The 25,464-nt window shown below is 69.0% G+C and carries 25 protein-coding genes and 2 tRNA genes; 23 read left to right on the top strand and 4 right to left on the bottom strand.

Features of this window, described 5'->3' with window-relative positions; translation table 11 throughout:
• Positions 1 to 653 precede the first annotated feature (653 nt).
• The 10 genes from dnaN to AC1DPN_RS17655 all read left to right on the top strand — a co-directional run bounded on the left by dnaN (position 654) and on the right by AC1DPN_RS17655 (position 10,900).
• Positions 654 to 1,784 carry a DNA polymerase III subunit beta gene (gene dnaN / locus AC1DPN_RS17700; RefSeq protein WP_477086088.1) on the top strand — a complete coding sequence of 377 codons (1,131 nt, stop codon included), beginning with the start codon at positions 654 to 656 and terminating at the stop codon, positions 1,782 to 1,784.
• A gap of 42 nt (positions 1,785 to 1,826) precedes the next feature.
• Positions 1,827 to 2,759 carry a phosphogluconate dehydrogenase (NAD(+)-dependent, decarboxylating) gene (gene gnd / locus AC1DPN_RS17695; protein ID WP_477086087.1) on the top strand — a complete coding sequence of 311 codons (933 nt, stop codon included), beginning with the start codon at positions 1,827 to 1,829 and terminating at the stop codon, positions 2,757 to 2,759.
• Between the two features lie 10 nt (positions 2,760 to 2,769).
• Positions 2,770 to 3,960, top strand: a complete 1,191-nt coding sequence (gene recF, locus AC1DPN_RS17690; protein ID WP_477086086.1) for a DNA replication/repair protein RecF — start codon at positions 2,770 to 2,772, stop codon at positions 3,958 to 3,960.
• The gene (locus AC1DPN_RS17685) at positions 3,950 to 4,507 is read left to right on the top strand and encodes a DciA family protein (RefSeq protein ID WP_477086085.1); all 558 of its coding nucleotides are present in this window, start codon (positions 3,950 to 3,952) and stop codon (positions 4,505 to 4,507) included. The genes recF and AC1DPN_RS17685 overlap by 11 nt, the downstream gene beginning before the upstream one ends.
• 183 nt (positions 4,508 to 4,690) lie before the next feature.
• Complete coding sequence (gene gyrB / locus AC1DPN_RS17680; RefSeq protein ID WP_477086084.1) at positions 4,691 to 6,757, top strand: DNA topoisomerase (ATP-hydrolyzing) subunit B; 2,067 nt, start codon at positions 4,691 to 4,693, stop codon at positions 6,755 to 6,757.
• Positions 6,758 to 6,858: 101 nt separating this feature from the next.
• Positions 6,859 to 9,462 (top strand): DNA gyrase subunit A, encoded by a 2,604-nt coding sequence (gene gyrA, locus AC1DPN_RS17675; protein ID WP_477086083.1) that lies wholly within the window; start codon positions 6,859 to 6,861, stop codon positions 9,460 to 9,462.
• Between the two features lie 146 nt (positions 9,463 to 9,608).
• Positions 9,609 to 10,505, top strand: a complete 897-nt coding sequence (locus tag AC1DPN_RS17670; RefSeq protein ID WP_477086082.1) for a DUF3566 domain-containing protein — start codon at positions 9,609 to 9,611, stop codon at positions 10,503 to 10,505.
• A 73-nt stretch (positions 10,506 to 10,578) separates the two neighbouring features.
• Positions 10,579 to 10,652, top strand: a tRNA-Ile gene (locus tag AC1DPN_RS17665).
• Between the two features lie 23 nt (positions 10,653 to 10,675).
• Positions 10,676 to 10,795, top strand: a complete 120-nt coding sequence (locus tag AC1DPN_RS17660; RefSeq protein ID WP_477086081.1) for a DLW-39 family protein — start codon at positions 10,676 to 10,678, stop codon at positions 10,793 to 10,795.
• A 29-nt stretch (positions 10,796 to 10,824) separates the two neighbouring features.
• Positions 10,825 to 10,900: transfer RNA gene (locus AC1DPN_RS17655), tRNA-Ala, on the top strand.
• 65 nt (positions 10,901 to 10,965) lie between these two features.
• On the opposite strand, the gene AC1DPN_RS17650 is transcribed toward AC1DPN_RS17655, so the two are convergent.
• Complete coding sequence (locus AC1DPN_RS17650) at positions 10,966 to 11,676, bottom strand: copper homeostasis protein CutC (protein ID WP_477086080.1); 711 nt, start codon at positions 11,674 to 11,676, stop codon at positions 10,966 to 10,968.
• Positions 11,677 to 11,763: 87 nt separating this feature from the next.
• On the opposite strand from AC1DPN_RS17650, the gene AC1DPN_RS17645 reads away from it, so the two are divergent.
• Both AC1DPN_RS17645 and AC1DPN_RS17640 read left to right on the top strand, forming a co-directional pair.
• Complete coding sequence (locus AC1DPN_RS17645) at positions 11,764 to 12,285, top strand: DUF1990 family protein (RefSeq protein WP_477086079.1); 522 nt, start codon at positions 11,764 to 11,766, stop codon at positions 12,283 to 12,285.
• A gap of 139 nt (positions 12,286 to 12,424) precedes the next feature.
• Positions 12,425 to 15,178: a cation-translocating P-type ATPase gene (locus AC1DPN_RS17640; protein ID WP_477086078.1), complete on the top strand. Its 2,754-nt coding sequence runs from the start codon at positions 12,425 to 12,427 to the stop codon at positions 15,176 to 15,178.
• Here AC1DPN_RS17640 and AC1DPN_RS17635 read toward each other — a convergent pair.
• The gene (locus tag AC1DPN_RS17635) at positions 15,175 to 15,828 is read right to left on the bottom strand and encodes a GNAT family N-acetyltransferase (RefSeq protein ID WP_477086077.1); all 654 of its coding nucleotides are present in this window, start codon (positions 15,826 to 15,828) and stop codon (positions 15,175 to 15,177) included. The genes AC1DPN_RS17640 and AC1DPN_RS17635 overlap by 4 nt on opposite strands.
• Positions 15,829 to 15,929: 101 nt before the next feature.
• Here AC1DPN_RS17635 and AC1DPN_RS17630 point away from each other — a divergent pair, with 101 nt between their 5' ends.
• Genes AC1DPN_RS17630 through hisF form a run of 5 tightly spaced genes read left to right on the top strand, consistent with a single transcriptional unit; the run spans position 15,930 to position 19,963 of the window.
• Entirely contained in the window at positions 15,930 to 16,856 is a 927-nt protein-coding gene (locus AC1DPN_RS17630) for an ABC transporter ATP-binding protein (RefSeq protein ID WP_477086076.1), read from the top strand.
• Positions 16,853 to 17,686, top strand: coding sequence for an ABC transporter permease (locus AC1DPN_RS17625; RefSeq protein ID WP_477086075.1), 834 nt, complete (start codon positions 16,853 to 16,855; stop codon positions 17,684 to 17,686). Before AC1DPN_RS17630 ends, AC1DPN_RS17625 begins: the two co-directional genes overlap by 4 nt.
• A complete protein-coding gene (locus AC1DPN_RS17620) occupies positions 17,686 to 18,504 on the top strand; it encodes an ABC transporter permease (protein WP_477086074.1) in 819 nt (272 codons plus the stop codon). The genes AC1DPN_RS17625 and AC1DPN_RS17620 overlap by 1 nt, the downstream gene beginning before the upstream one ends.
• Positions 18,505 to 18,558: 54 nt before the next feature.
• Positions 18,559 to 19,179: an imidazole glycerol phosphate synthase subunit HisH gene (gene hisH, locus AC1DPN_RS17615; protein WP_477086073.1), complete on the top strand. Its 621-nt coding sequence runs from the start codon at positions 18,559 to 18,561 to the stop codon at positions 19,177 to 19,179.
• Complete coding sequence (hisF, locus tag AC1DPN_RS17610) at positions 19,169 to 19,963, top strand: imidazole glycerol phosphate synthase subunit HisF (RefSeq protein WP_477086072.1); 795 nt, start codon at positions 19,169 to 19,171, stop codon at positions 19,961 to 19,963. The genes hisH and hisF overlap by 11 nt, the downstream gene beginning before the upstream one ends.
• A gap of 70 nt (positions 19,964 to 20,033) precedes the next feature.
• Here hisF and AC1DPN_RS17605 read toward each other — a convergent pair whose 3' ends face one another.
• The gene (locus AC1DPN_RS17605; protein WP_477086071.1) at positions 20,034 to 20,888 is read right to left on the bottom strand and encodes a hypothetical protein; all 855 of its coding nucleotides are present in this window, start codon (positions 20,886 to 20,888) and stop codon (positions 20,034 to 20,036) included.
• Positions 20,889 to 21,019: 131 nt separating this feature from the next.
• Here AC1DPN_RS17605 and AC1DPN_RS17600 point away from each other — a divergent pair, with 131 nt between their 5' ends.
• Complete coding sequence (locus tag AC1DPN_RS17600) at positions 21,020 to 21,559, top strand: peptidylprolyl isomerase (RefSeq protein WP_477086070.1); 540 nt, start codon at positions 21,020 to 21,022, stop codon at positions 21,557 to 21,559.
• Between the two features lie 211 nt (positions 21,560 to 21,770).
• On the top strand, positions 21,771 to 22,424 hold the full coding sequence (locus AC1DPN_RS17595; protein ID WP_477086069.1) for a rhomboid family intramembrane serine protease: 654 nt from the start codon (positions 21,771 to 21,773) through the stop codon (positions 22,422 to 22,424).
• Between the two features lie 134 nt (positions 22,425 to 22,558).
• Here the strand turns inward: AC1DPN_RS17595 and AC1DPN_RS17590 are convergent, their stop codons facing one another.
• The gene (locus AC1DPN_RS17590; protein ID WP_477086068.1) at positions 22,559 to 22,807 is read right to left on the bottom strand and encodes a cell division protein CrgA; all 249 of its coding nucleotides are present in this window, start codon (positions 22,805 to 22,807) and stop codon (positions 22,559 to 22,561) included.
• Between the two features lie 202 nt (positions 22,808 to 23,009).
• Here AC1DPN_RS17590 and AC1DPN_RS17585 point away from each other — a divergent pair, with 202 nt between their 5' ends.
• The 4 genes from AC1DPN_RS17585 to AC1DPN_RS17570 are packed head-to-tail and all read left to right on the top strand — an operon-like array spanning position 23,010 to position 25,410.
• Positions 23,010 to 23,852, top strand: coding sequence for a DUF881 domain-containing protein (locus AC1DPN_RS17585; protein WP_477086067.1), 843 nt, complete (start codon positions 23,010 to 23,012; stop codon positions 23,850 to 23,852).
• Positions 23,849 to 24,598: a class E sortase gene (locus AC1DPN_RS17580; protein ID WP_477086066.1), complete on the top strand. Its 750-nt coding sequence runs from the start codon at positions 23,849 to 23,851 to the stop codon at positions 24,596 to 24,598. Before AC1DPN_RS17585 ends, AC1DPN_RS17580 begins: the two co-directional genes overlap by 4 nt.
• A 13-nt stretch (positions 24,599 to 24,611) precedes the next feature.
• Positions 24,612 to 24,770, top strand: coding sequence for a hypothetical protein (locus AC1DPN_RS17575; RefSeq protein WP_477086065.1), 159 nt, complete (start codon positions 24,612 to 24,614; stop codon positions 24,768 to 24,770).
• A gap of 1 nt (position 24,771) precedes the next feature.
• Complete coding sequence (locus AC1DPN_RS17570) at positions 24,772 to 25,410, top strand: aminodeoxychorismate/anthranilate synthase component II (RefSeq protein WP_477086064.1); 639 nt, start codon at positions 24,772 to 24,774, stop codon at positions 25,408 to 25,410.
• Positions 25,411 to 25,464: the final 54 nt, after the last annotated feature.

Raw genomic sequence — 25,464 nt, 5'->3', positions numbered from 1 at the left:
TCGGACGCCAGAATCGCGCCAAACCACGCAAATGGTGGGTGAACTTCATGAGGCAACTCTCACCGTCAAAACGATTCGACCCGCTTGACGCGAACCTTCAGGCCAAACCTGAGAGAACCATGGGACGAATCTCCACACCTGTGCGTACACCTGTGGACAGCGGTGGACGAGGCCCTTGGAGGTGTGTACTACACACCTGCTCGCGGTGGACGCACAAAGCTCCGTCCGGAGGTGTGCACGGCCGTCCACCGGATGTCCGGATCGGCCCACAAGCGGCGTGCACATGGCATCTGGCACCTGACCTGCAGGGACGAGCCTCGTCCACATGATGCACAGCCCCGATGACGATGACGACAACTCTCTATGTGATGGATCCACACACCGCCAAAACGTTCCGGGCGGTCCACGAACGACAAGCCGGCGACCAACAGAGCGCCGACTCTCCACGATCGAACGACAACCGTGTCGTGCCCCGTACCGAGCGTCGGACCAAACGCGTAGTGTTCGCCGGAAGCCTGTCCGCCTGCCCGGCTCACAAGTCTTGGGATCTCCGTCGTCGGAGGTCACAGCAGACGTGTGACGACGAGAGCGGTGAGGACCACAGCACGCAACGAGCTGCCGACAGCAGCGCCCGTACGACGAGAGGTTGAGGCATGAGGTTCCGGGTCGACCGTGATGTTCTCGCGGACGCCGTCACGTGGACGGCACGTAGCCTTCCCACACGGCCACCGGTTCCCGTCCTGGCAGGTGTCCGGCTCGAGGCCGACACGACCGGCACCGTGCAGCTCTCGAGCTTCGACTACGAGGTCTCGGCGCGGTCGCAGATCCCCGCCGACGTCGGGGAGCCCGGTTCTGTCCTGGTCAGCGGCCGCCTGCTCGCGGAGATCTCACGCGCCCTGCCCGACAAGCCGGTCGACGTCGTGCTCGAGGGCACCAAGGTGATCGTGACGTGTGGCGCAAGCCGCTTCACGCTCCTGACGATGCCCGTCGAGGACTACCCGAACCTTCCGGTCATGCCGCCGGTCACCGGAACGGTCGACGGTGACGAGCTGACGCACGCGGTGGCGCAGGTGTCGGTGGCGGCCAGCCGTGACGACACGTTGCCCCTGCTCACGGGAGTGCGTGTCGAGATCGAGGGCGAGAAGGTCACGCTCCTGGCCACGGACCGCTACCGGCTCGCGCTGCGCGAGCTGACCTGGAAGCCGTCCAGCCCTGACATCTCGACGGTGGCGCTGGTCCGTGCACGCACGCTGCTCGACGCCGCGAAGTCGCTCGGCAGTGCCGGCTCTGTGACGGTCGCGCTGGCCACCGGGACGGGCGTGGACATGATCGGCTTCGAGGCTGCCGGCCGGCAGACCACGAGCCTGCTCGTCGACGGCGACTACCCCGCGGTCCGTCGGCTCTTCCCCGACGAGACCCCCATCCACGCCGTCGTCGGAACTCATGCCCTCGCTGATGCGGCGAAGCGCGTGAGCCTCGTGGCCGAGCGCAACACGCCGATCCGTCTCACGTTCAGCGAGGGCCAGGTGGTCCTCGACGCCGGGCAGGGCGACGACGCGCAGGCCTCGGAGGCCATCGAGTCGACCCTCGTGGGTGACGACATCTCGGTGGCGTTCAACCCGCAGTTCCTGCTCGACGGCCTCGGCGCGCTGAGCACGCCGTTCGTGCGCCTGTCGTTCACGCACCCGAACAAGCCCGTGGAGTTCACCGGCCAGGAAGCCGTCGACGGTGAGGACAAGCAGGAGTACCGCTACCTGCTGGTGCCCATCCGTTTCGCCAGCTGACAGCACGAACGCGGCCCGGCTGCGGCAGAGTGAGGTCGGTGCGTGCTGAACGCACCCACGAGCGAGACGAAAGAGGCGTACGCGATGCACATCGGTCTGGTGGGTCTGGGCAAGATGGGCGCGAACATGCGCGAGCGCATCCGTGCCGCGGGCATCGACGTCACTGGGTACGACCGCAACCCGGACGTCACCGACGTCCCGTCGCTGGCTGCGCTGGTCGACGCGTTGCCGGCCGGCGAGCGGATCGTGTGGGTCATGGTGCCCTCGGGTGAGATCACCGACGCGGTGATCAACGACCTGGCCGGGTTGCTGACAGCCGGGGACCTCCTCATCGACGGCGGCAACTCGTACTACCAGGACGACCTGCCGCACGCGGAGCTGCTCGCCACGACGGGTGTTGGGTTCGTCGACGCCGGCGTCTCGGGTGGCGTCTGGGGTCTGGCCAACGGCTACGGGCTGATGGTCGGCGGTGCGCCCGAGGACGTCGCCAAGGCGATGCCGGTGTTCGACGCGCTGCGTCCGGAGGGTCCGCGTGAGGAGGGATTCGTGCACGCCGGGACCGTCGGCGCCGGCCACTTCTCGAAGATGGTGCACAACGGCATCGAGTACGGGCTGATGCAGGCCTATGCCGAGGGGTACGAGCTGCTGGCGGCGAAGGACCTGGTCACGGACGTGCACGGGACGATGAAGGCATGGCAGCGCGGGACGGTCGTGCGCTCGTGGCTGCTCGACCTTCTGGTCCAGGCGCTGCAGCAGGACCCCGGCCTGGCGGCGATCGACGACTGGGTCGAGGACTCGGGCGAGGGTCGCTGGACCGTCGACGAGGCGATCGACCTGGCCGTCCCGGCGCCCGTCATCTCTGCGGCGCTGTTCGCGCGGTTCGCGTCCCGTCAGGGTGAGTCGCCGGCGATGAAGGCGGTGGCGGCCCTGCGCCAGCAGTTCGGTGGGCACGCTGTGAAGCCCGCAGGATCCTGACCGGCCACAGATGTATGTCGCGCACCTCTCCCTGACCGACTTCCGCTCGTACGCGCAGGTCGAGCTCGCGCTCGAGCCCGGGATCACGGCCCTCGTCGGGCCGAACGGGCAGGGCAAGACGAACCTGGTCGAGGCGCTCGGCTACATCGCGACGCTCGGCAGCCACCGGGTGCCGACCGACGCCGCGCTCGTCCGGGCCGGCTGCAGCCGAGCCGTGGTGCGGGCACGCGTGATCCGCGAGCTCGATCCGGGCAACCCGCGGCCGACGCTCGTCGAGGTCGAGGTCACGCCGGGCAAGGCGAACCGTGCACGGGTCAACGGCGGCTCGCCGACCAGGGCGCGCGACATCCTGGGCATCGTCCGGACGGTGCTGTTCGCACCCGAGGACCTGTCCCTCGTGAAGGGCGACCCGGACGGGCGCCGTCGGTTCCTCGACGACCTGCTCGTGCAGCTGACCCCGCGGATCGCGGGAGTCGTCGCCGACTACGACCGGGTGCTGCGACAACGCTCAGCGCTGCTCAAGTCCGCCGGTGCCGCGATGCGTGGTGGCCGCACGGGCGCGGACCTACGGACGCTCGACGTCTGGGATGCCAAGCTCGCGCAGACCGGGGCGCAGATCATGGTCGCCCGACGTGCGCTGGTCAGGGCCCTGGCGCCGCACGTCGAGAAGTCGTACGCGCAGGTCAGCTCGGGTCAGGGCGAGGCGGTCATCACCTACAAGGCGTCGCTCGAAGGAGCCCTGGGTGATCAGCCCGTCGATGACGGGGCCGGTGTCGAGCTCGTCGAGGCGCAGCTGCTCGAGGCGGTCGGCAGGTTGCGGAGCAAGGAGATCGAGCGGGGCGTGAGCCTGGTCGGTCCGCACCGCGACGACCTCGTCCTGACCCTCGGGGGGCTGCCGGCCAAGGGATACGCGAGCCATGGGGAGTCGTGGTCGTTTGCGCTCGCGCTCCGCCTGGCGTCGTACGAGCTCCTCACCAACGGCTACGACGAGGCCGGTGACTGGGGTCCGGACGGCGAGCCGGTGCTGATCCTCGACGACGTGTTCGCCGAGCTCGACTTCCGGCGGCGCGAACGCCTGGCCGAGCTGGTCGCCCCCGCGAGACAGGTCCTGATCACCGCCGCCGTGCCGGGCGACGTGCCAGAACCCCTGGCCGGCGCACGGGTCGACGTCATGGGTGGCGAGGTCGCGCGTGTCCTCTGACCAGCCCGCTGTCGGAGCAAGAAATTTCGAGGGGCCGCTTCGCGGCCTCGTCGACCTCACGCCACCCCGTCAGGTCGCCGCCGCAGCACTCGCGCGCGCGAAGAAGGCGGCCGCGCAGCGGGGATACCGCCCAGGTGACCCGGCTCGCCGTCGGCCACTGGTCGACACCACAGGGTCGGCGGGCCCGGGAGTACGTGACCCTCAGCTGATCGGGTCGACGGTCAGCGGGCTGCTCGACCAGCTCGGCGGCAGCTCGGACCAGGTCGCCGGCGTGCTCAAGCACAAGTGGGCCGACCTCGTCGGACCCGAGACCGCGGAGCACTGCGAGTACGTCTCCTTCTCGGGAGGCGCGCTGACGGTGCGTGCAAGCTCGACCTCGTGGGCGACGCAGCTCCGGTTCCTGGTGCCCTCGATGCTCGGCCGATTCGCCGCCGACCTGGGCGACGGGGTCGTCGTCGAGATCACCGTGCTCAACCCCGGCGGACCACGGTTCCGGACCGGGCCGAAGCGCGTGCCAGGGCGAGGCGAGCGCGACACGTTCCGCTGAGCGGGAAACCCCTCGCCGCCTGAGGTGTGTAAAAGAGGGTCCGAGACCCTCCACCAGGTAGACTGCAAAGGTCATTCCCGGCGCATCTGTGCCCGGAACTCCAGCGTCATGGAGTGATCCGCCCCGAAGAACCGCGGCGGGCGCCCTCCGTCGCGTGTGAGAGCTTGAGGAGTACTACCGCCCGTGGCCGAGCAGAGCACGACCCCGTCAGCAGCGACGGAGACCGCAGGCAGGAACGGCACGAAGACTGGCAACGGTGGGTACGACGCCTCCGCGATCACGGTTCTGGAAGGGCTCGAGGCGGTCCGTAAGCGCCCGGGCATGTACATCGGCTCGACCGGCGAGCGCGGTCTGCACCACCTGGTGTACGAGGTCGTCGACAACTCCGTCGACGAGGCGCTCGCGGGCTACTGCGACCACATCGAGGTGACGCTGCTCGCCGACGGCGGTGTGCGCGTGGTGGACAACGGCCGTGGCATCCCGGTCGCCATCCACCCGACGGAGGGCCGGCCGACAGTCGAGGTCGTCATGACGATCCTGCACGCCGGGGGCAAGTTCGGCGGTGCCGGCTACGCGGTCTCGGGTGGTCTGCACGGCGTCGGCATCTCGGTGGTCAACGCGCTGTCCACGCGCGTCGAGACCGTCGTCAAGCGCGACGGGTTCACGTGGCAGCAGGACTTCTCCGACGGCGGCAAGCCGCTCGGTGAGCTGCAGAAGGGCGAGCCGACCGACGAGCGCGGCACCTCGCAGACCTTCTGGGCGGATCCCGCGATCTTCGAGACGACCGACTACGACTTCGAGACGCTGCGGTCCCGGCTCCAGCAGTACGCGTTCCTGAACAAGGGGCTGCAGATCTCCCTGACGGACGAGCGCCCGCAGCACCTGGGTACTGCGGACGAGGTGGCGGGCTCGGCCGACGAGCTGGCCGAGGGCGCGCCGGCCCCGTTCCGCAACGTCGTCTACAAGTACGACCAGGGGCTCGTCGACTACGTCCGCCACCTCAACGGTGCGAAGAAGGTCGAGGTCGTGCACCCCGACATCATCGACTTCGAGTCCGAGGACACCGAGCGCCGGCTCTCGCTCGAGATCGCCATGCAGTGGACCAACGCCTACTCGGAGTCGGTGCACACGTACGCCAACACGATCTCCACCACTGAGGGCGGCACGCACGAGGAAGGCTTCCGCGCGGCGATGACCTCGCTGATCAACCGCTACGCGCGCGACAAGGGCATCCTCAAGGAGAAGGACGAGAACCTCACCGGTGACGACATCCGCGAGGGCCTGACGGCGGTCATCTCCATCAAGCTCGGCGAGCCGCAGTTCGAGGGTCAGACCAAGACGAAGCTGGGCAACACCGAGGCCAAGACCTTCGTGCAGCGGGTGGTCAACGACCAGCTCGGCGACTGGCTCGACTCGCACCCGACCGAGGCGCGGGACGTCATCCGGAAGTCGATCCAGGCGTCCGCTGCCCGTATGGCCGCCCGCAAGGCCCGCGAGGCGACGCGTCGCAAGGGCCTGCTGGAGTCCGGCGGCATGCCTGGCAAGCTGCGCGACTGCCAGTCGAACCACCCGGACGAGTGCGAGGTCTTCATCGTCGAGGGAGACTCCGCCGGCGGTTCCGCAGTCCGCGGCCGTAACCCTCGGACGCAGGCGATCCTGCCGATCCGCGGGAAGATCCTCAACGTCGAACGCGCCCGCCTGGACCGCGCACTCGGCAACCAGGAGGTCCAGGCGCTGATCACCGCCTTCGGGACGGGCATCGGCGAGGACTTCGACCTGACCAAGCTCAGGTACCACAAGATCATCCTGATGGCCGACGCCGACGTCGACGGCCAGCACATCCGGACCCTGCTGCTCACCCTGCTGTTCCGCTACATGCCGGACCTCATCACCCACGGGCACGTCTACATGGCGCAGCCCCCGCTGTACAAGATCAAGTGGACCAACGCGGACCACGAGTACGTGTACACGGACCGTGAGCGGGACGCAGTGGTCGCCGACGGGCAGGCCGCCGGCAAGAGGTTGCCCAAGGAGAACCAGATCCAGCGCTACAAGGGTCTGGGCGAGATGGACTACCAGGAGCTGTGGGAGACGACCATGTCGCCCGAGCACCGCACCCTGCTGCAGGTCACGCTCGACGAGGCCGCCGCGGCCGACGAGATCTTCTCGGTCCTCATGGGCGAGGACGTCGAGTCCCGCCGCTCGTTCATCCAGCGCAACGCGAAGGACGTCCGCTTCCTCGACATCTGAGGAGTGAGCGAAGCGAGCCCCGCAAGATGTCGACAACAAGTAGAGCCATCGAGTCCGATACGCAGACTCCAGGCGCGTAGCACCGAACGTAAGGAAATTCGTTGAGCGAGACCCCCGGTCGAGAGATCGAGCACGGCCGCATCGAGCAGGTCGACCTGCAGCTCGAGATGCAGCGTTCCTACCTCGACTACGCCATGGCGGTCATCGTCGGGCGCGCGCTGCCCGACGTCCGCGACGGGTTGAAGCCCGTGCACCGCCGCGTGCTCTACGCGATGTACGACGGCGGTTACCGGCCGGACCGCCAGTTCTCCAAGTGCAGCCGCGTGGTCGGCGACGTCATGGGCAAGTACCACCCGCACGGTGACACCGCGATCTACGACGCGCTCGTCCGGCTCGTCCAGGACTGGTCGCTGCGCTACCCGCTGGTCTCGGGCCAGGGCAACTTCGGCTCGCCGGGCGACGACCCGGCGGCCGCGCCCCGGTACACCGAGTGCAAGATGGCGCCGCTGTCCATGGAGATGGTCCGGGACATCGACAAGGACACCGTCGACTTCCAGGACAACTACGACGGCCGCACCCAGGAGCCCGCGGTCCTGCCGTCGCGGTTCCCGAACCTGCTGGTCAACGGCTCGGCGGGCATCGCCGTCGGCATGGCCACCAACATCCCGCCGCACAACCTGCGCGAGGTTGCCGAGGGCGTGCAGTGGTACCTCGACCACCCGGAAGCGTCGACCGAGGAGCTGCTCGACGCGCTCCTGGCGCGCATCAAGGGCCCGGACTTCCCCACCGGCGCGACGATCCTGGGCCACCGGGGCATCGAGGAGGCGTACCGCACGGGCCGCGGCTCGATCACGATGCGCGCGATCGTCCAGGTCGAGGAGATCCAGAACCGGATCTGCCTCGTCGTCACCGAGCTGCCGTACCAGGTCAACCCCGACACGCTGGCCAAGAAGATCGCGGACCTGGTGCGCGAGAACAAGGTCGGCGGCATCGCCGACATCCGCGACGAGACGAGCGGCCGCGCCGGCCAGCGCCTCGTGATCGTGCTCAAGCGTGACGCCGTCGCCAAGGTCGTGCTGAACAACCTCTATAAGCACACACAGCTGCAGGACACGTTCGGCGCCAACATGCTCGCGCTCGTCGACGACGTCCCGCGGACGCTGAGCATCGACGCGTTCGTCCGTCACTGGGTGACGCACCAGCTCGACGTCGTCGTCCGCCGGACCAAGTTCAAGCTCCGCGAGGCCGAGGCGGAGATCCACATCTACCGCGGGTACCTCAAGGCGCTCGATGCGCTCGACGCGGTCATCGCGCTGATCCGCCGCTCCCCCGACGCGGACGAGGCGCGCGTGGGCCTGATGGAGATGCTCGAGATCGACGAGCTCCAGGCGAACGCGATCCTCAACATGCAGCTGCGGCGCCTGGCCGCGCTGCAGCGACAGCAGATCCTCGACAACTACGCCAAGCTCGAGGCCGAGATCCTCGAGTACCAGGCGATCCTCGCCAGCGAGCAGCGTCAGCGCGACATCGTCTCCGAGGAGCTCGCCGAGATCGTCGCCAAGTACGGCGACGAGCGGCGCACGACGATCCTGCCGTTCGACGGCGACGTCAGCATCGAGGACCTCATCGCCGAGGAGGAGATGGTCGTCACCATCACCCGTGGCGGCTATGCCAAGCGGACGCGGTCGGACAACTACCGGGCACAGCGGCGCGGTGGCAAGGGCGTGCGCGGCGCGCAGCTGCGCGAGGACGACCTGGTCGACCACTTCTTCGTGACGACGACGCACCACTGGCTGCTGTTCTTCACCAACCTCGGACGCGTCTACCGGGCGAAGGCGTACGAGCTGCCCGAGGGTGGGCGCGACGCCAAGGGTCAGCACGTGGCCAACCTGCTCGCGTTCCAGCCGGGCGAGAAGATCGCCCAGGTCCTCGACATCCGCGACTACACGACGGTCGAGTACCTGGTCCTGGCCACGCAGCGCGGTCTCGTCAAGAAGACGCGACTGACCGAGTACGACTCGAACCGGTCCGGCGGCGTCATCGCGATCAACCTGCGCGAGGACGAGGAGGGCCGTCCGGACGAGCTGGTGTCCGCGCGTCTGGTCGACTCCCACCAGGACCTGATCCTCGTGAGCCGCAAGGGTCAGTCGGTCCGCTTCACCGCGTCCGACGAGTCGCTGCGCCCCATGGGCCGCGCCACCTCGGGTGTCACCGGCATGAAGTTCCGCGACGACGACGAGCTGCTCGCCATGGACGTCGTGCGCGAGGACGCGTTCCTCTTCACGGTGACCGAGGGGGGCATCGCGAAGCGCACCGCGCTGACCGTGGAGAACTACCGGCAGCAGGGCCGCGGCGGTCTGGGCATCAAGGTGGCCAACCTGCCCGAGGCGAACGGTGACCTCGTCGGAGCCATCGTGGCGGACGCCGAGGACGAGGTTCTCGTCATCATGGAGCGCGGAAAGATCGTGAGATCCGCCACGTCCGAGGTGAACGCGACAGGACGCACCACGCAGGGAGTCATCTTCGCGAAGCCGGACAACGGGGACAAGATCATCGCCGTCGCGCGGAACACGGAGCGACACCTGGCCGACGATGCAGGTACCGTGGGCGGCGAGAATGGCCAGGTTTCGGACGAACCCGGCGACACGAGCGTGTCGCCTGACCCCGACGAGACCGTGACCGACCCGTCACCGGAGGACGCATGACCGATTCCACGCCACCGTCGATCCCCCCGCGCTCACGACCTACCTCACCGGCCACCGCAGGCCGGCAGACGACGTCGTCCCCTGTGCGCACCGGGACGAACGCCGCGTGGAGCGGATCCGAGGACACCTCCGTCCAGGCTCCGAGCATGAACGGCTCGTCCGCGACCGTCCTGCCTCCGACCGTGACCCCGCCGCCTCGGACGTCGGCCTCGAGCGGACGCTCGTCGGGCAACGGCTCGAGCCGGTCGACGAGCTCGACCGCGCCGTCGACGTCGCCCTCGACCAAGCCCTCAGGAAGCGAGTCGGCTGCGCCGCCGCCGAAGTCGCCCGGACCGACGAAGTCCTCGGTCCGGCTCGGTGACGGTGTGACTGTCCCGCCGGAGAAGTCCGAGAAGCCGGAGAAGGCCGAGCCGGATGCTGAATCACCCGCAGACGAGGCTGACGAGACCGTCCCGTCCCCGATGATGGTCGCAGTGGATGCGACGACCGCCTGGTTCAAGAAGGCCGGCGTCGCGACCACCGCAGCATTCGCGTCGATGACCCGTCCCCGTACCGAGGAACCGACCATGACAGCCACCCCGGCTACGGCCCCCACGGCCAAGCCCACCCCGCGGCCGACGGCGACGACCGAGAACCCGCGCCCGTCGACGGGTCGGATCCCCACGGTCTCCGCGCACGGTGGTCCGCGCCGGGTCCGGCTCGCGATCTCACGTGTCGACCCCTGGTCCGTCATGAAGCTGTCGCTGCTGCTGTCGGTCGCCATCGGCATCATGCTCGTCGTCGCCGTCATCGTCGTGTGGCTGACGCTGGACCGGATGCACGTCTTCGCCCAGATCGACGACCTGGTCACCCAGATCACGGGCCAGGAGAGCACGATCAACGTCAAGGAGTACGTCGAGTTCCGACGCATCGTCTCGGGCTCGATGCTCATCGCGGTGGTCGACGTCTTCATCCTGACCGCGCTCGCCACGATCGGCGCATTCCTGTACAACATCGTCGCCGCGCTGGTGGGCGGCGTGCACGTGACCATGACGGACGACTGATCTGACGTCGCCGGGTCAGGTCGCCGGTTTTGGTGAGACCCCAGCCCTGAGGTAGTCTCATCCGGCATTGCACGGGCCTATAGCTCAGACGGTTAGAGCGCTTCCCTGATAAGGAAGAGGTCACAGGTTCAAGTCCTGTTAGGCCCACTCCCGACCCGTGGGGGAACCCGATGAAGAAGCTCCTGATCCTGGTGGCTGCTGCCGCCGCCGCGTTCGTCATCTGGCAGAAGTACACGCAGGACCGCGATGAGCGAGACCTGTGGGCCGAGGTCACCGACACCTTCGAGTGACCGGTGCCGCCCCCTCGTTCGAGGGGTGAGGGGCCATGGCGCAATTGGTAGCGCACCTGCTTTGCAAGCAGGGGGTTAGGGGTTCGAGTCCCCTTGGCTCCACCACAGCAGGTCGTTCACCTGCATCGACACGCTCCGACGCTCACCGAGTGAGCCGGACGTCGGCCGCCTCAGGCCGTCCGCCCCAGGGCCGCAGCTGCGGCCGCGACGAGCTCCGGGTCGGTGGTCGCGTGGATGCCGAGCGCACCGCCCGGACCCGTCAGCTGACGGCTCGCGGACAGGTGGACTGCTGACACCCCCACGGCGACGAGCGCGGGGATGTCCTGCGGCCGGACCCCACCCCCGGCCATGACCTGAATGCGGCCGGCGGCCAGGGCGACGGTGCGGCGGAGTCGGTCGACGCCGTCGATGCTCCTGGGCGCACCCCCTGAGGTGAGCACCCGGACGACGCCGAGCTCGACCACCGTGTCGATCGCTGGCTGCAGATCCACCACGGTGTCCAGAGCCCGGTGGAAGGTCACCTCGCGGCCGTCGGCGGCGTCGGAGAGCGCGCCGATGGCGTCCCGGTCGACGTCGCCGACCGGGGTGAGCGCACCGACGACGACACCGGCAGCACCCGCTGCGACGGCGGCCCGCACGTCCCTCACCTGCACGCCCAGCTCGTCGGGCGAGTACGTGAAGCCTCCCGGCCGCGGCCGGACCAGCACGTGCACGCCGACGTGACCAGGCACCGCGCCGAGGACGGCGTCCAGCAGCCCGACGCTCGGCGTGAGCCCACCGGTCTCGGCCAGGGCCACGCACAGCTCGAGACGATCGGCGCCGCCGTCGACCGCGATCAGCGCGCCCGCGACGTCCTGGACGGCGATCTCGAGGAGGGTCATGCGCCTCCTGGGTCGGGTTGACGAGTGCAACGCTCACCGTACTGTCTCGACCGTTGCGCTCGGCACTCATCTGGGAGAGTGGCGTCGATGACGCAGCTCGCGGACCGCGCCCTGACCTACACCACGGTGGGTGCCACGCGCCCGGGGCAGGTCGTGTGGAGGGACCACCCCGCAGGCTTCCGCCGCCACGAGTCCGTCGTCCGCATCGGGGACGGGCCGATCTGCTGGGAGGACGCCTCGACCGCGGTTCTCGAGTGGGTCGTGAAGACACGGTCCGGGTTCACAGTCGAGCCGCCGGGCGTCGCGGTCGGTGCCGACCGACGATGGCTGACGGCGAGGCTCGGCCCGTTCCGCGTGCGGGAGCCGGTCAAGGTCATCGCGGTCGTCGACCGGTCGGACCGTCGCGGGTTCGCCTACGGCACGCTCGACGGGCATCCCGTGACCGGGGAGGAGGCGTTCATCGTGACGCGCGGGCCGGACGGATCTGTGTGGCTGACGATCAGGTCGCTGACCAGTCCCGGCCGAGGTGCCTGGCGTGCCGCGTATCCGCTGGCCCTCGTCGCCCAGCGGCTCTACCGACGTCGCTACGTGCGGGCGCTGCATCCCTAGGGCGCGCGGACCTCGCCGGGCTGTGGGCCCGACCTGCACGGATGCACCGATCCAGCGACAGAGCGGCGCGCCCCGGAAGCCGGTCCGTGTGGCAGGCTGAGCGAGACTTGCGTTCTCGACAATTCAGACGGAGCGGTCCATGGGTGCAACTGGGGTTGTGGAGGCGCCGTTCGCGGCCGAGGCGGCGGAGGTGCTCGCGGCACTGGGGGCGGACGGTGACCAAGGGCTGAGCGTCGACGAGGCAGCGCAGCGGTTGGCGGCCGACGGGCCGAACCAGATCAAGGGCGAGAAGCCGCCCTCGGTGTGGACCGTGGCGCTCCAGCAGCTGCGCGACCCGATGAACATCATGCTCGTGGCCGTCGCGCTGGTCAGCATCCTCATCGACCAGGTGTCGACCGGACTGGTGGTCGTGTTCCTCGTGGTCCTGAACGTGGTCCTGGGTACCAGCCAGGAGCTCAAGGCCCAGGCCAGCGTCGACGCACTCTCGAAGATGCAGGTGCCGCAGTGCAAGGTCGTCCGTGGCGGGACGCTCCTGCTGATCCCGGCGACCGAGGTGGTCGTGGGCGACCTGATCCAGGTCGAGGCCGGCGACATCGTCCCCGCGGACGGGCGCATCCTGCGCTCGGCGACTCTTGAGACGCAGGAGGCGGCGCTCACCGGAGAGAGCGCGCCGATCGCCAAGGACGCCTCAGCGCTGTCGTCTCCTGACGTCGGCCTTGGCGACCGCACCAACATGGTCTTCCAGAACACGTCGGTCACGCGCGGCACGGCAAGCATGGTGGTCACCGCGACCGGCATGCAGACGCAGATGGGTCAGATCGCGACGATGCTGACCTCGGTCACCCGCACCCGGTCGCCGCTGCAGCGTGAGCTCGACTCGCTCACCAAGGTGCTCGGCGTGATCGCGTGGAGCGCGGTCGCGGTGATCGTCGTCGTCGGTCTCCTGCGCGGGGTTCCGGGCGAGCAGGTTCTGCTCCTCGGTATCGCGATGGCGATCTCGGCGATCCCGACGGGGATGCCGACGTTCGTCTCGGCGATGCTCTCGTACGGCGCGAAGCAGCTCGCCAACGCCAAGGCCGTGGTCAAGAACCTCACGGACGTGGAGACGCTCGGCGCGACGAGCGCGATCAACACCGACAAGACCGGAACGCTCACCCTGAACCAGATGATGGTCTCCACCCTCTGGTCCGGCGGCAAGACCTACGCGGTCGAGGGCGAGGGATACCGCAAGTCCGGTCAGATCCGTGGTGTCGCCGGGGACCCCGTTCCCGACTTCAGCAGGCTCGCCTACGGTCTCGTGCTCTGCAGCGACGCGACGGTGTCCGACGAGGGCGATGTCGTCGGCGACCCGACCGAGGCCGCGCTCGTGGTGCTGGCGGCCAAGCTGGGGGTCGACGCCGAGAGCTCGCGTCGCGAGTACCCGCGGCTGGCCGAGGTGCCGTTCGACTCCGAGTACAAGTTCATGGCGACGTTCCACAGGATCGACGTCGACGGGACGTCGCGGGTCGTCCTGCTGGTCAAGGGTGGCCCGGACGTGGTGCTCGCCCGTTGCACCGAGGCCGGCGCGCTCGCCGGCGGCAAGCGTGTCCCCTTGGCCGGCGTGCTTCCGGAGATCGAGGCCGTGAACGCGGGGATGGGGGCGAAGGGCTTGCGGGTCCTGTCGTTCGCCGCGCGGTTCGTCGAGGACAGCGAGCTCGAGACCATGACGAGCGACCCGATGTCACTCACGCAGGGACTGGGCTTCGTCGGGCTCGTCGGGATCATCGACCCGCTGCGCCCCGAGGCGAAGGCCGCGGTCGAGATCGCGCTGAAGGCCGGTATCGACGTCCGCATGATCACCGGCGACCACGCGGTGACGGCCAACGCGATCGGCGAGTCCCTCGGGCTGGGGCCGGGCGCGATCAGCGGAGCCGAGCTGCAGGCCATGACCGACGAGAAGCTGCGACGCCTGCTGCCCAACCTGCACGTGTTCGGCCGCGTCTCCCCCGAGGACAAGCTGCGGCTGGCTCGAGTCATGCAGGAGGAGGGCATGATCGTCGCGATGACCGGTGACGCGGTCAACGACGCCGCGGCCCTGAAGCAGGCAGACATCGGTGTCGCGATGGGCACCGGCAGCGAGGTGACCAAGCAGGCCGCCCGCATGGTGCTCACCGACGACAACTTCGGGACGCTCGTGCACGCGGTCGAGCTCGGGCGAACCATCTACGAGAAGATCGTCTCGTACATCAGGTACCAGATGAGCCAGCTGCTCTCCCTGGTGATCCTGTTCCTCGCAGCCACGGCGTTCGACGTCAACGACGGCGTCGCCCTGACCCCGCTGATGGTCCTGTTCCTCAACTTCTTCATCGCCATCTTCCCGGTCATCGCCATCACTCTCGACGCCGGCGACCCGCACATCATGAGCCGCAAGCCGCGCGACCCGAAGGTGCCGATCACCAACCGGCCCGCGATCATCCGCTGGCTCATGTACGGCCTGGTCCTCTTCGTGATCAGCTTCATCCCGCTCGTGGCCGGACCGGACGAGCTGCACACGGACGTCGCGAGCGCGTCGATGACCATGTGCTACGTCGTGCTCGGCCTCGGAACCGTGTTCAGCGGACTCGTCATGCGCCGCGAGCCGACGAGCGGGCTCAGTGCCCCGATCATCCCGGCGCTCAAGGTGCTCGTGATCCCCGTGATCCTGATCATCGCGTCCACCGAGCTCCCCTTCATGCAGAAGGGGCTGCTCACACAGTCGCTCTCGGGCGGCGAGTGGCTCGCGTGCCTCGGGCTCGCGCTGGTCCTGCCGATCGTGGTCGAGGTCGACAAGTGGATCCGCCGCCGCCGCGCCGCGGGTGCTCCTCCGGTCGACGCACCGCACGCGGTCGCGCCGGATCGTGCCCTGGCCAGCTAGGCGGAGGGGATCCCGAGCTGCTCACGGGCGGCGTCGAGACCGTCGATCGTCATCGCCGGGTGGTTCTGCGCGGACCACCCGGCGCGCGTCAGCGTGAAGCGGTTGCTCTCCACGAGCTGTCCCTCCCGCAGCAGACGGTCGACGCCGTTGGGGACGTAGCCGAGCCTCCGGGTGACCCCGTGCGACGCGGGGTTGTCCGACCATGCGGCCGTCGTCGCGACCTCGGCGTCGAACCCCTCGAACAACAGGTGCAGGATCATCTGCCGCATCGCGGTACCGAGACCCTTGCCCTGGTGCCGGCGCCCGAGCCAGGATCCGGTCTCGGCGGTCCTGGCCCCGACGAAGTCCTTGGCCATCGCGCCCTGCACGCCCAGCACCTCGCCGCCGCGGACGACCGCGAGCTCGAGGTTCCAGTCCTCGGGCACCAGCCGGCCGCGCAGCCCCCACTGGTAGGCGAGCACCCGCTGGGCGACCTCCGACGGCGTCCCCACCGACCACGGCGTCGTGAACGGGAGGGTGTCCCCGTGGATGCCCTCGCCCGCGAGCGCGGCGAGCGCGACCAGGCGTTCGTCGTCGAGGAACTCCAGGGACAGGTCTCCGCAGGTGACACGCAGCCGAGCGAGCGGCCAGAGGTCCTCGAGGGTGGTCATGGGTCGAAGCGTGCCGGTCGGGCCGGGCGAGGGCAAAGGGAATGCCCGTCGGCGAGTATTCGTGCAGCAGGTGTCGGGGGTCGCGTCTACCGTGGTGCGACGTGAGCGCTCCCGTCATCTCTGCCAGCGGCCTGACCAAGCGGTTCGGGGACTTCACGGCGGTGGACGGGATCGACTTCGAGGTCCCGCCGGGAGAGTCGTTCGGGCTGCTCGGCCCCAACGGCGCGGGCAAGTCGACGACGATGCGGATGATCGGCGCCGTCTCGGCACGCACGGCGGGTGACCTGCGCGTGCTCGGACTTGATCCGGACACCCACGGACCGGAGATCCGCTCCCGGCTCGGCGTCGTGCCGCAGGAGGACAACCTCGACACCGAGCTGCGCGTCCGGGACAACCTGATCGTCTACGGCCGCTACTTCGGCATCCCGCGCGCGGTGTGCCGCACGCGGGCCGACGAGCTCCTGACGTTCGCGCAGCTCGACGACAAGCGGACCGCCAAGGTGGACGATCTGTCGGGCGGCATGAAGCGCCGGCTCACCATCGCCCGGGCCCTCATCAACGAGCCGCGCATCCTCATGCTCGACGAGCCGACCACCGGCCTGGACCCGCAGGCCCGCCACGTCCTGTGGGACCGGCTGTTCCGGCTCAAGGAGCGCGGCACGACGCTCGTGCTCACCACGCACTACATGGACGAGGCCGAGCAGCTCTGCGACCGCCTCGTCGTCGTCGACAAGGGCCGGATCATGGCCGAGGGGAGTCCGTCCCAGCTGATCCGCGAGTACTCGACCCGTGAGGTGGTCGAGCTGCGGTTCGGCTCCGACCACAACAAGTCGGCCTCGGAGCGCATGGCCGGCCTGACCGACCGGATGGAGCTGCTGCCCGACCGCGTGCTGCTCTACGCCGACGACGGTGAGGCGGTGCTCGAACGCGTCGCCGACCTCGGGCTGCACCCGACGACGAGCCTGGTGCGGCGGTCCAGCCTCGAGGACGTGTTCCTGCGGCTCACGGGACGGAGCCTGATCGAATGACGGCGGTCTCCGAGCGCGAGACGGAGCTCGCGAGCGCGATCCGGGTCCGGCGGTTCGGCGCCTGGTACATCGCCGAGCACCAGTTCCGTGCCATGCGGGCATATGGCTGGACGATCCTCATGACGGGCGTCGGCAGCCCCACGCTGTACCTGCTCGGCATCGGTCTCGGCCTGGCCACGTTCCTCGACCAGCCGATCGCCGAAGGCGCGAACGGTCCGGTCAGCTACCTGCTGTTCGTCGCACCGGCCCTGCTCGCGACCGCCGGACTGACGGTCGCTCAGGACGAGTTCACGTTCGTGGTGATGGCGGGTTTCAAGTGGCGTCGGATCTTCTGGGGGATGAACGCGTCCCCGGTCGAGCCGGGTCAGATCGCGTCGGGCCTGATCCTCGCGGTCTTCTTCCGGATGATCTTCACGACGACGGCCTACTACGTGCTGATGGTCGCGTTCGGGGCGGTCGGTGATCCGTGGGGCGCCGCGTGGATGCCGCTGGTCGGGGTGCTCGGAGGCATGGCGTTCGGGCTCCCGCTGATGAGCTATGCGGCCACGATCACCGAGGACAAGGGGCAGTTCGCGCTCGTCGGCCGGTTCATCTTCACCCCGATGTTCCTGTTCTCCGGGACGTTCTTCCCGCTCGCGACGCTGCCCGTCTGGTTGCAGTGGATCGGCTGGATCTCGCCGCTCTGGCACGCGAGCGAGATCGGGCGGTCCCTGTCGTACGGCTTGCCCCCGGGCTCATGGCCCGTCGGCTGGCACTACGCGGTCCTCGTCGCGTACACGGTCGTGGGCTGGGTGCTCGCGCACCGCATCTTCCGACGGAGGCTGCGCTGATGGCCGTCGACACGTTCACGCCCCGCCGAGCCGGGAGCGTCGGGGCGCTCTATGCCCGCAACGCCCGGTCGGTGGTGGCGCGAGGGCTCCAGGCGACGCGGAGCACCAACTGGCTCGTGATGCTCTCGGGCTTCTTCGAGCCGGTCTTCTACCTGTTCGCGATGGGCGTCGGGCTCGGCACGTACATCGGCGACGTCGAGCTGCCGACGGGGGGCTCGGTCCCCTACGCGGCGTACATCGCGCCCGCCCTGCTGGCCGTGAGCGCGATGAACGGCGCGGTCTACGACTCCACGTGGAACGTGTTCTTCAAGATGCACTTCGGCAAGCTGTACGACGCCATGCTCACGACGTCGCTCGGACCGCTCGACGTCGCGTTCGGGGAGATCCTCACGGCCCTCCTGCGGGGTGGCGCGTACGCGGTCGGCTTCCTCACGGTGATGCAGGTCATGGGCCTCAACCTGGCCTGGTCGGCCGTACTGGCCGTACCCGCCGTGCTTCTGGTGGCCTTCGGGTTCGCCAGCCTCGGCATGGCGGTCACCAGCTACATGAAGACGTTCCAGCAGATGGACTGGATCAACTTCGTGATGCTCCCGATGTTCCTGTTCTCCGCGACGTTCTACCCGGTCACCGTCTACCCCGGGTGGTTGCAGGGCATCGTCAAGGCGCTCCCGCTCTACCAGGCTGTCGAGCTCGTGCGCGGACTGACGCTCGGCGTCGTCGACCCACAGATGCTCGAGCACGTGGCGTACTTCCTCGTCATGATCACGCTCGGCCTGACCTTCACGACGAGACGGCTGCGCGCCCTGTTCCTGGGGTGAGGCGGTCATGGACGCCCACCCGGTGGCGTCGACCTGCGACGTTAGGATCGAGCAGTGATCGGGATCATCGACTACCGCACCGGGAACTCGCAGAGCGTCGCCTACGCGCTCGGTCATCTCGGCGTCCCGCACAAGCTCGTCACCAAGCCCTCCGAGTGCGCCGACGTCGACAAGTACGTCCTGCCCGGGGTCGGCTCGGCCGGCGTGACCATGGAGTCGCTCGGCGACGAGGGCTGGATCGGGCACCTGACGGAGAAGGTCGTCGGTGAGGGCGTCGGCTTCCTCGGCGTGTGCGTGGGCCTGCAGGTCCTCTTCGAGCACAGCGCCGAGGACGACCAGGAGTGCCTCGGCTGGCTCAAGGGCACCGTCCGGCAGTTCGACAACACCGAGGTCCGGGTTCCCCACATGGGCTGGAACACGGTCGAGGTGCGCGGCGACCACCCGTTCGCGCGGTCGTTCACGCCGGGCGGCTACTACTACTTCGTCAACTCGTACTACGCCGTGCCCACCGACGACGACACGCTCGTCGGCGTCACGACCTACGGCCGGCCGTTCGCCGCGGCCGTCGCGCGCGGCAACATCATGGCCACCCAGTTCCACACCGAGAAGAGCGCGCGGGCGGGCCTGCAGGTGCTCAAGGCCTTCTGCGACCTGGAGGTGTCCGATGCTCGCTAACCGACTGATCGCCTGCTTCGACGTCAAGGACGGTCGGGTCACCAAGGCGCAGCAGTTCCAGGACAACATCGACGTCGGCGACCCCGCGGAGCTCGCCGACCGGCTCTACCGGGACGACGTCGACGAGATCGTCACGTACGACATCATGGCGAGCGCGCAGAAGCGGCAAATCGACCTCGACATGGTGCGGCGGATCGCGCACCGCACGTTCGTGCCGCTGACCGTGGGCGGTGGCATCCGCTCGCTCGAGGACATGCACCTGGTGCTGCGGGCCGGCGCCGAAAAGATCAGCATCGACTCGATGGCCGTGCGCAATCCCGAGATCATCACGCAGGGCTCCAAGGAGTTCGGCCGCCAGTGCATCGTGCTGAGCATGCAGGTCAAGCGTGTGGAGAAGACGGCGAGCATCCCCAGCGGCTACGAGATCGCGATCGACGGCGCCCGGACCTTCACCGGGATGGACGCGGTCGAGTGGGCGCGTCGCGGGCAGGACCTCGGTGCCGGCGAGATCGTCGTGAACAGCATCGACCGTGACGGCACGGGTGCGGGCTACGACCTGGACATCACCGGGATGATCACCGAGGCGGTCTCGCTGCCGGTCATCGCCTCCGGCGGCGCCGGCCTGGTCAGCCACGTGAGCGACGCGTTCGCGATCGGCGCCACGGGCGCCATCGTGAGCTCGATGCTCTACTCGCCGCGCGTCGAGCACAACCTGAGCGTCGAGGAGATGAAGGAACAGCTGGGCGAGATGGGCGAGCGCGTCCGGCCCGTGCACAGCGCCTGAGCCCTCGGGCCTCCAGACACAGAACGACCCCCGGTCCGACGGATCCGGGGGTCGTCCTGAAATCTGAGCGTCAGATCTCCGGAGTCGTCGGCTCCTCCGGCTCGACCGTCGGCTCTTCCTTCGGCTTGGCCGGTCGGCGCGTGACCTTCTTGGTCGCGTCGGCGACCTTCTCGGTCAGGTCCTCGGTCGCGTCGGTGACCTTCTCGGTGAGCGAGCCTGCCGCGTCGCTCACCTTGCTGGCAGCCTTGCGCGCTCCGGCGACCGCTGAACCCGCCGCCTCACCCACGGCGTCCGCGGCCTCGGCGACCCGACCGTGGACGTCGGAGGTCGAGTCGACGGGCTCCCACGGCTCGGCCCACGGGTCCACGTTCGACCGGGACCGGCTCCAGGCGACCACGCCGGCACCGATCGCGAGCAGGGCGGTGACCAACCAGAAGACCTTGGCACCGGTGTGCCTCTTCTTGGTCTGCTCGGCTGCCGCGGCGGCTACGGCCGCACTCGCGACCGCAGCCTTGTCGGCGGCGAGGTCCGCAGCACGCTCCGCCAGCTCGCCGGCCTTGAAGGCGGCCTGGTGCAGCGCCTCGACGACCTTGGGCAGCACGTCGTCGACCAGCTTCTCGTGCGCGTTGTCGATCGCCGGACCCGCGGCGTCGGCGGCGGCCTCGACCTTGGGTGCGGCCGCCTTCACCGACTCCTTGTACAGATGGTCGAGGCGCGGCAGGAGCCAGTCCACGAACGCCTCCACCTTCGGCCCCGTCCACTCCTTCGCCTGCACGGCAGCCTCGCCGGCCTTGCCGGCCGCGACGCTCGCGGTCTCCTTCGCGCTGTTCGCCGCGTCGGCGATCGCGGCGCCCAGGTCGGCTGCCTGGTCCTTGATCCTCTCCGTATCGACATCGATGTTCGGGCGGCGCGTGGTGAAGGGCATATCAGGCTCCAGGCTCGTCGGCTGCACTGACCTCCCACTCTGCCACCGTGCGGGCTCCGTTGCAGGCCCGCTGGTCTGCGCATCTGCGGTTCACAGCCGAACCCGTGGGTGCCGCATGCCAGACTGGGCGCATGTTTGCAACCCTGCACACGACCGCCGGAGACATCCGGATCGAGCTCTACCCGAACCACGCGCCGAAGACCGTGGCCAACTTCGTGGGCCTCGCCACCGGCACGCAGCCGTGGACCGACCCGTCCACGGGCGAGCCGCGCACCGACCCCCTGTACAAGGACGTCATCTTCCACCGGGTGATCGACGGCTTCATGATCCAGGGCGGTGACCCGCTGGGCACCGGCACGGGCGGCCCGGGCTACGCCTTCGACGACGAGATCCACCCCGAGCTCGTGTTCAACGAGCCCTACCTGCTGGCCATGGCCAACGCGGGCAAGCGCCTCAACCCGACCACCGGGACGGTCGGCGGCACCAACGGCTCGCAGTTCTTCATCAGCGTGACCAAGACCCCGCACCTCAACGGCAAGCACACGATCTTCGGCAAGGTTGCCGACGACGCGAGCCGTGCCGTCGTCGACAAGATCGCGACCACCCGGGTGCGTCCCGGTGACCGTCCGGTCGAGGATGTCGTCCTGCACTCGATCGACATCGAGGACTGAGACCACCATCAGCGAGTCCCCCTACGGTGCGCAGGCCGCACCGCCGGTCTGCCCGCGCCACCCCGACCGGGTGTCGTACGTGCGGTGCCAGCGGTGCGGCCGGCCCACCTGCCCGGACTGCCAGCGACAGGCCTCCGTCGGCGTGCACTGCGTCGACTGCGTCGCCGAGGCGGCTCGTGCGGTCCCGAGCACACGCACCGTCTTCGGCGGTGTGAACCGACCGGGCCGGCCGGTGGTCACGCTCACGCTCATCGGCATGTGCGTGGTCAGCTTCGTCCTGCAGCTGGTGAGCCCCGACTGGACCGCGCGCTGGATCTTCTCGCCGGCCGTCGGCTACTTCGAGCCGTGGCGGTTCCTGACGGTCGCGTTCCTGCACTCGACCACGAACTACATGCACATCGTGTTCAACATGGTGGCGCTGTGGATCGTCGGACCGATGCTGGAGCAGTCGCTGGGCCGTGCCCGTTTCCTGACGCTGTACGTGCTCAGTGCCGTCGGCGGTTCTGTCGGGTCGGTGCTGCTCGCTCCCGACCTGTCCGCTATGGCGCAGTTCAGCGTCGGAGCGTCGGGTGCGGTGTTCGGACTGTTCGGCGCGGCCCTGGTGGTCACCCACCGGCTCGGCGGGGACTACCGCGGGATCATCACCCTGATCGTCATCAACTTCGCGATCGGCTTCCTCGCGACGGGCATCGCCTGGCAGGCGCACCTGGGCGGTCTGGTCACCGGTGGTCTGCTCGCGGCCGCCTACGCGTACGCGCCCAAGGAGCGTCGACGAGTCGTCGCCTTCGCAGCACCGGCCGTCCTGGCAGTCGTCCTGGTCGGCGCCGCGCTGGTCAAGTACTCGATGTTCGACGTCTTCTACTGACCTCGACGCCACCCCTGTCGTCTGACCGCGCGGTGTAAGTTACACGCCTGTAGTTATCCACAGGGTTGTACACCCCTGGGGACGACGAAGGCGCCGCCCACGGCTGTGGACGGCGCCTGTCGGAAGTCTGTGGATCAGCGCCAGCGCGTCGTCATGCCGAACCCGGCGATGATGAACACGAAGCCGATGAGCAGGTTCCACTGGTCGATGCCCGGGATCGGGTACTGGGACTGCGTCAGGTAGGTGACGACGATCCAGACCAGCCCGAGAATCATCAGGCCGACCATGACCGGCAGGAACCACGGCGGGTTGACCTTCGGCCCGGACGACTTCTCAGGCGGCGGGATGTACGTGGCCTTCTTGCGTGAGCTCGACTCAGGCACGTCGGGGTACTCCTGTCCAACGGGGTGCGTGGCGGTGAACCACGGGGAGACCGGGCGGTGACGCGGCGGTCGGCGGGCGGGCGATCATTGGTGCGTCGAGCCCCGCATCGTCACGGAGTCGGCACATCGTGACCTAGCGTAGTGGTCGCCGGCACCTCCTCTCCCCGCTCGGCGCCGCTTGTTGACCGTTCAGGAGCCGAACGTGAACGACCATCCGCACCGGGCCCGGCGCTTGATCGCGCGCGGGACCCTGTCGGTGGCGCTCGTGCTCGCTCTCTCGGGTGCGCTGTTCGCCGCCAACGCGAAGTTCGCGCACGGCTCGGGCGAGCGACACCCGCAGGACCTGGCGGACCTCGCGAAGGTCGAGGAGAGCCGAGTCGAGCGACTGTCCGCCGAGGTCGACGACCTGCACGCGGACGTGGCCGAGCTGACGGACGCAGAGAACTCGCAGACCGGCGCCGACGTGGCCGACCCGAGCCTCGGCTACCTGGTCGAGGGCGGCCAGATCGCTGTGCAGGGACCGGGCCTGACCGTTCGCCTCAACGACGCGCCGGCCGACTCGCCTCGTCGTGAGGACGTCAGCCCGGACGACCTCGTGGTGCACCAGCAGGACATCCAGTCCGTCATGAACGCGCTGTGGGCCGGTGGCGCCGAGGCGATGGAGATCATGGACCAGCGGGTCGTGTCGACGAGCGCCATCCACTGCGCCGGCAACGTGCTCCGGCTGCACGGACGGATCTACTCGCCGCCGTACGACATCCGTGCGATCGGAGACCCGGACCGGCTCCGCAGGGCGCTGGACGCGTCGCCCCAGGTGCGCTACTTCGTGCGGGACGCGGGCCTGCTCGGCCTGGGTTGGTCGGTCTCGGAGTCGAGCGGCTCGTCCCCGCTGCAGCTCTCGGCGTACTCGGGTGCCACGGACCTGGAGCAGGCGGAGGTTCCGGAGGGGACCGAGATCCTGCCCGGGCTCGACGCTGCCGCGGCGCGCGAGCGCGAACGGTCGAGCCGCGCTCGCGAGCGGTCCGGTCAGGACGAGGTGTCGTGAGCCGGACGCGCAGCGCTGTCCTCGGCACGATCGGTGTCATCGGCGAGATCCTCATCACCGTCGGAGTCCTGCTGTTCGCCTTCCTGGTCTGGCAGCTCTGGTGGACCGACGTCGTCGGCAACCGTGCGCAGGCCGAGATCGTCGCCGAGCTGCCCTTCGAACCGCTGCCCACGGCGACCGACGGAGCGACCGCCGGGCCGGTGATCGCGACCCCACGGCACGACGAGCCGCCGGTGATGCCCGAGCCGGCCCATGCGACGACGTTCGCCACGCTCCAGGTGCCGCGCTGGACGGGCGAGCCGGAGCGTCCCATCAGCCAGGGCACCGACCGGGCGACCGTGCTCGACGTGCTCGGCATCGGTCACTACGAGGGCACCGCGATGCCGGGCGGCATCGGGAACTTCGCGATCGCGGGCCATCGCACGACGTACGCCAAGCCGTTCAACCGGGTGGCTGAGCTGCAGGTGGGCGACCCGCTGGTCGTCCGGACGACGGACAACATCTGGTACGTCTACCGCGTGACGTCGACGCAGATCGTCGCGCCCTCGGACGTGCAGGTGATCGCGCCGGTCCCGAACGAACCAGGCGCGACACCGACCGAGCGGATGATCACGCTGACCACCTGCCACCCGATGTTCTCGGCCCGCCAGCGGTTCATCGTGCACGGCGTCCTGGACTACTGGGCTCCGGCCTCGGACGGGGTTCCCGCGGAACTCGTTTCAGAAACCGCCGGCGGCGCATCATGATGGGAGCCTGCTGATGTACGGATGGCTCTGGCGGCACCTGCCGGGACCCTGGGCTGTGCGCGTGCTGATCCTCGCGGTCGCCGCGTTCGCCGTCCTCGCGGTCTGCTTCGTCTGGGTGTTCCCCGCGCTGGCGCCGCACATGCCGTTCAACGAGACGACCGTAGGTGAGTGACATGACGCGCATCCTGGTGATCGACAACTACGACTCGTTCGTCTACACGATCGTCGGATACCTCAACCAGCTCGGTGCCGAGACGGTCGTCGTGCGCAACGACGCCGTCCCCCCGCTCGCCGAGCGAACTGGCTTCGACGGCGTCCTCGTGTCTCCCGGCCCGGGCAACCCGGGTGAAGCCGGCGAGAGCCTGCAGGTCATCCGTGACTGTGCCGCGTCCGGGATCCCGATGCTCGGAGTCTGCCTCGGGCACCAGGCACTGGGTGAGGTCTACGGCGGGGTCGTGACGCACGCGCCGGAGCTCATGCACGGCAAGACGAGCCAGATCGAGCACAAGGGCGAGGGCGTGCTCGCCGGCCTGCCCGACCCGTTCACCGCCACGCGGTACCACTCGCTCGCGGTCGTGAACGACACCGTGTCGGACGAGCTGGAGGTCACCGCGACCGTCGCCTCGCACGAAGGCCCCGGCATCATCATGGGCCTGCAGCACCGAAGCCTCCCTCTGTACGGCGTGCAGTTCCACCCCGAGTCCGTGCTGACCGAGGGCGGCCACCGGCTGCTCGCCAACTGGCTCGAGATCTGCGGCGACGACGAGGCCGTCGCGCGATCCGCCGGGCTGCACCCGCTCGTCCGTCTCTGAGCAGCGGCCCGGCGCTCGAGTACGACGAAGGGGCCGTCCCGGCGTGGGACGGCC

This window comes from Cellulomonas sp. P4_H4 (assembly GCF_056400865.1).
Note: the sequence above shows the minus strand (reverse complement) of the source record. Positions and strands in the feature narration are given on the sequence as shown.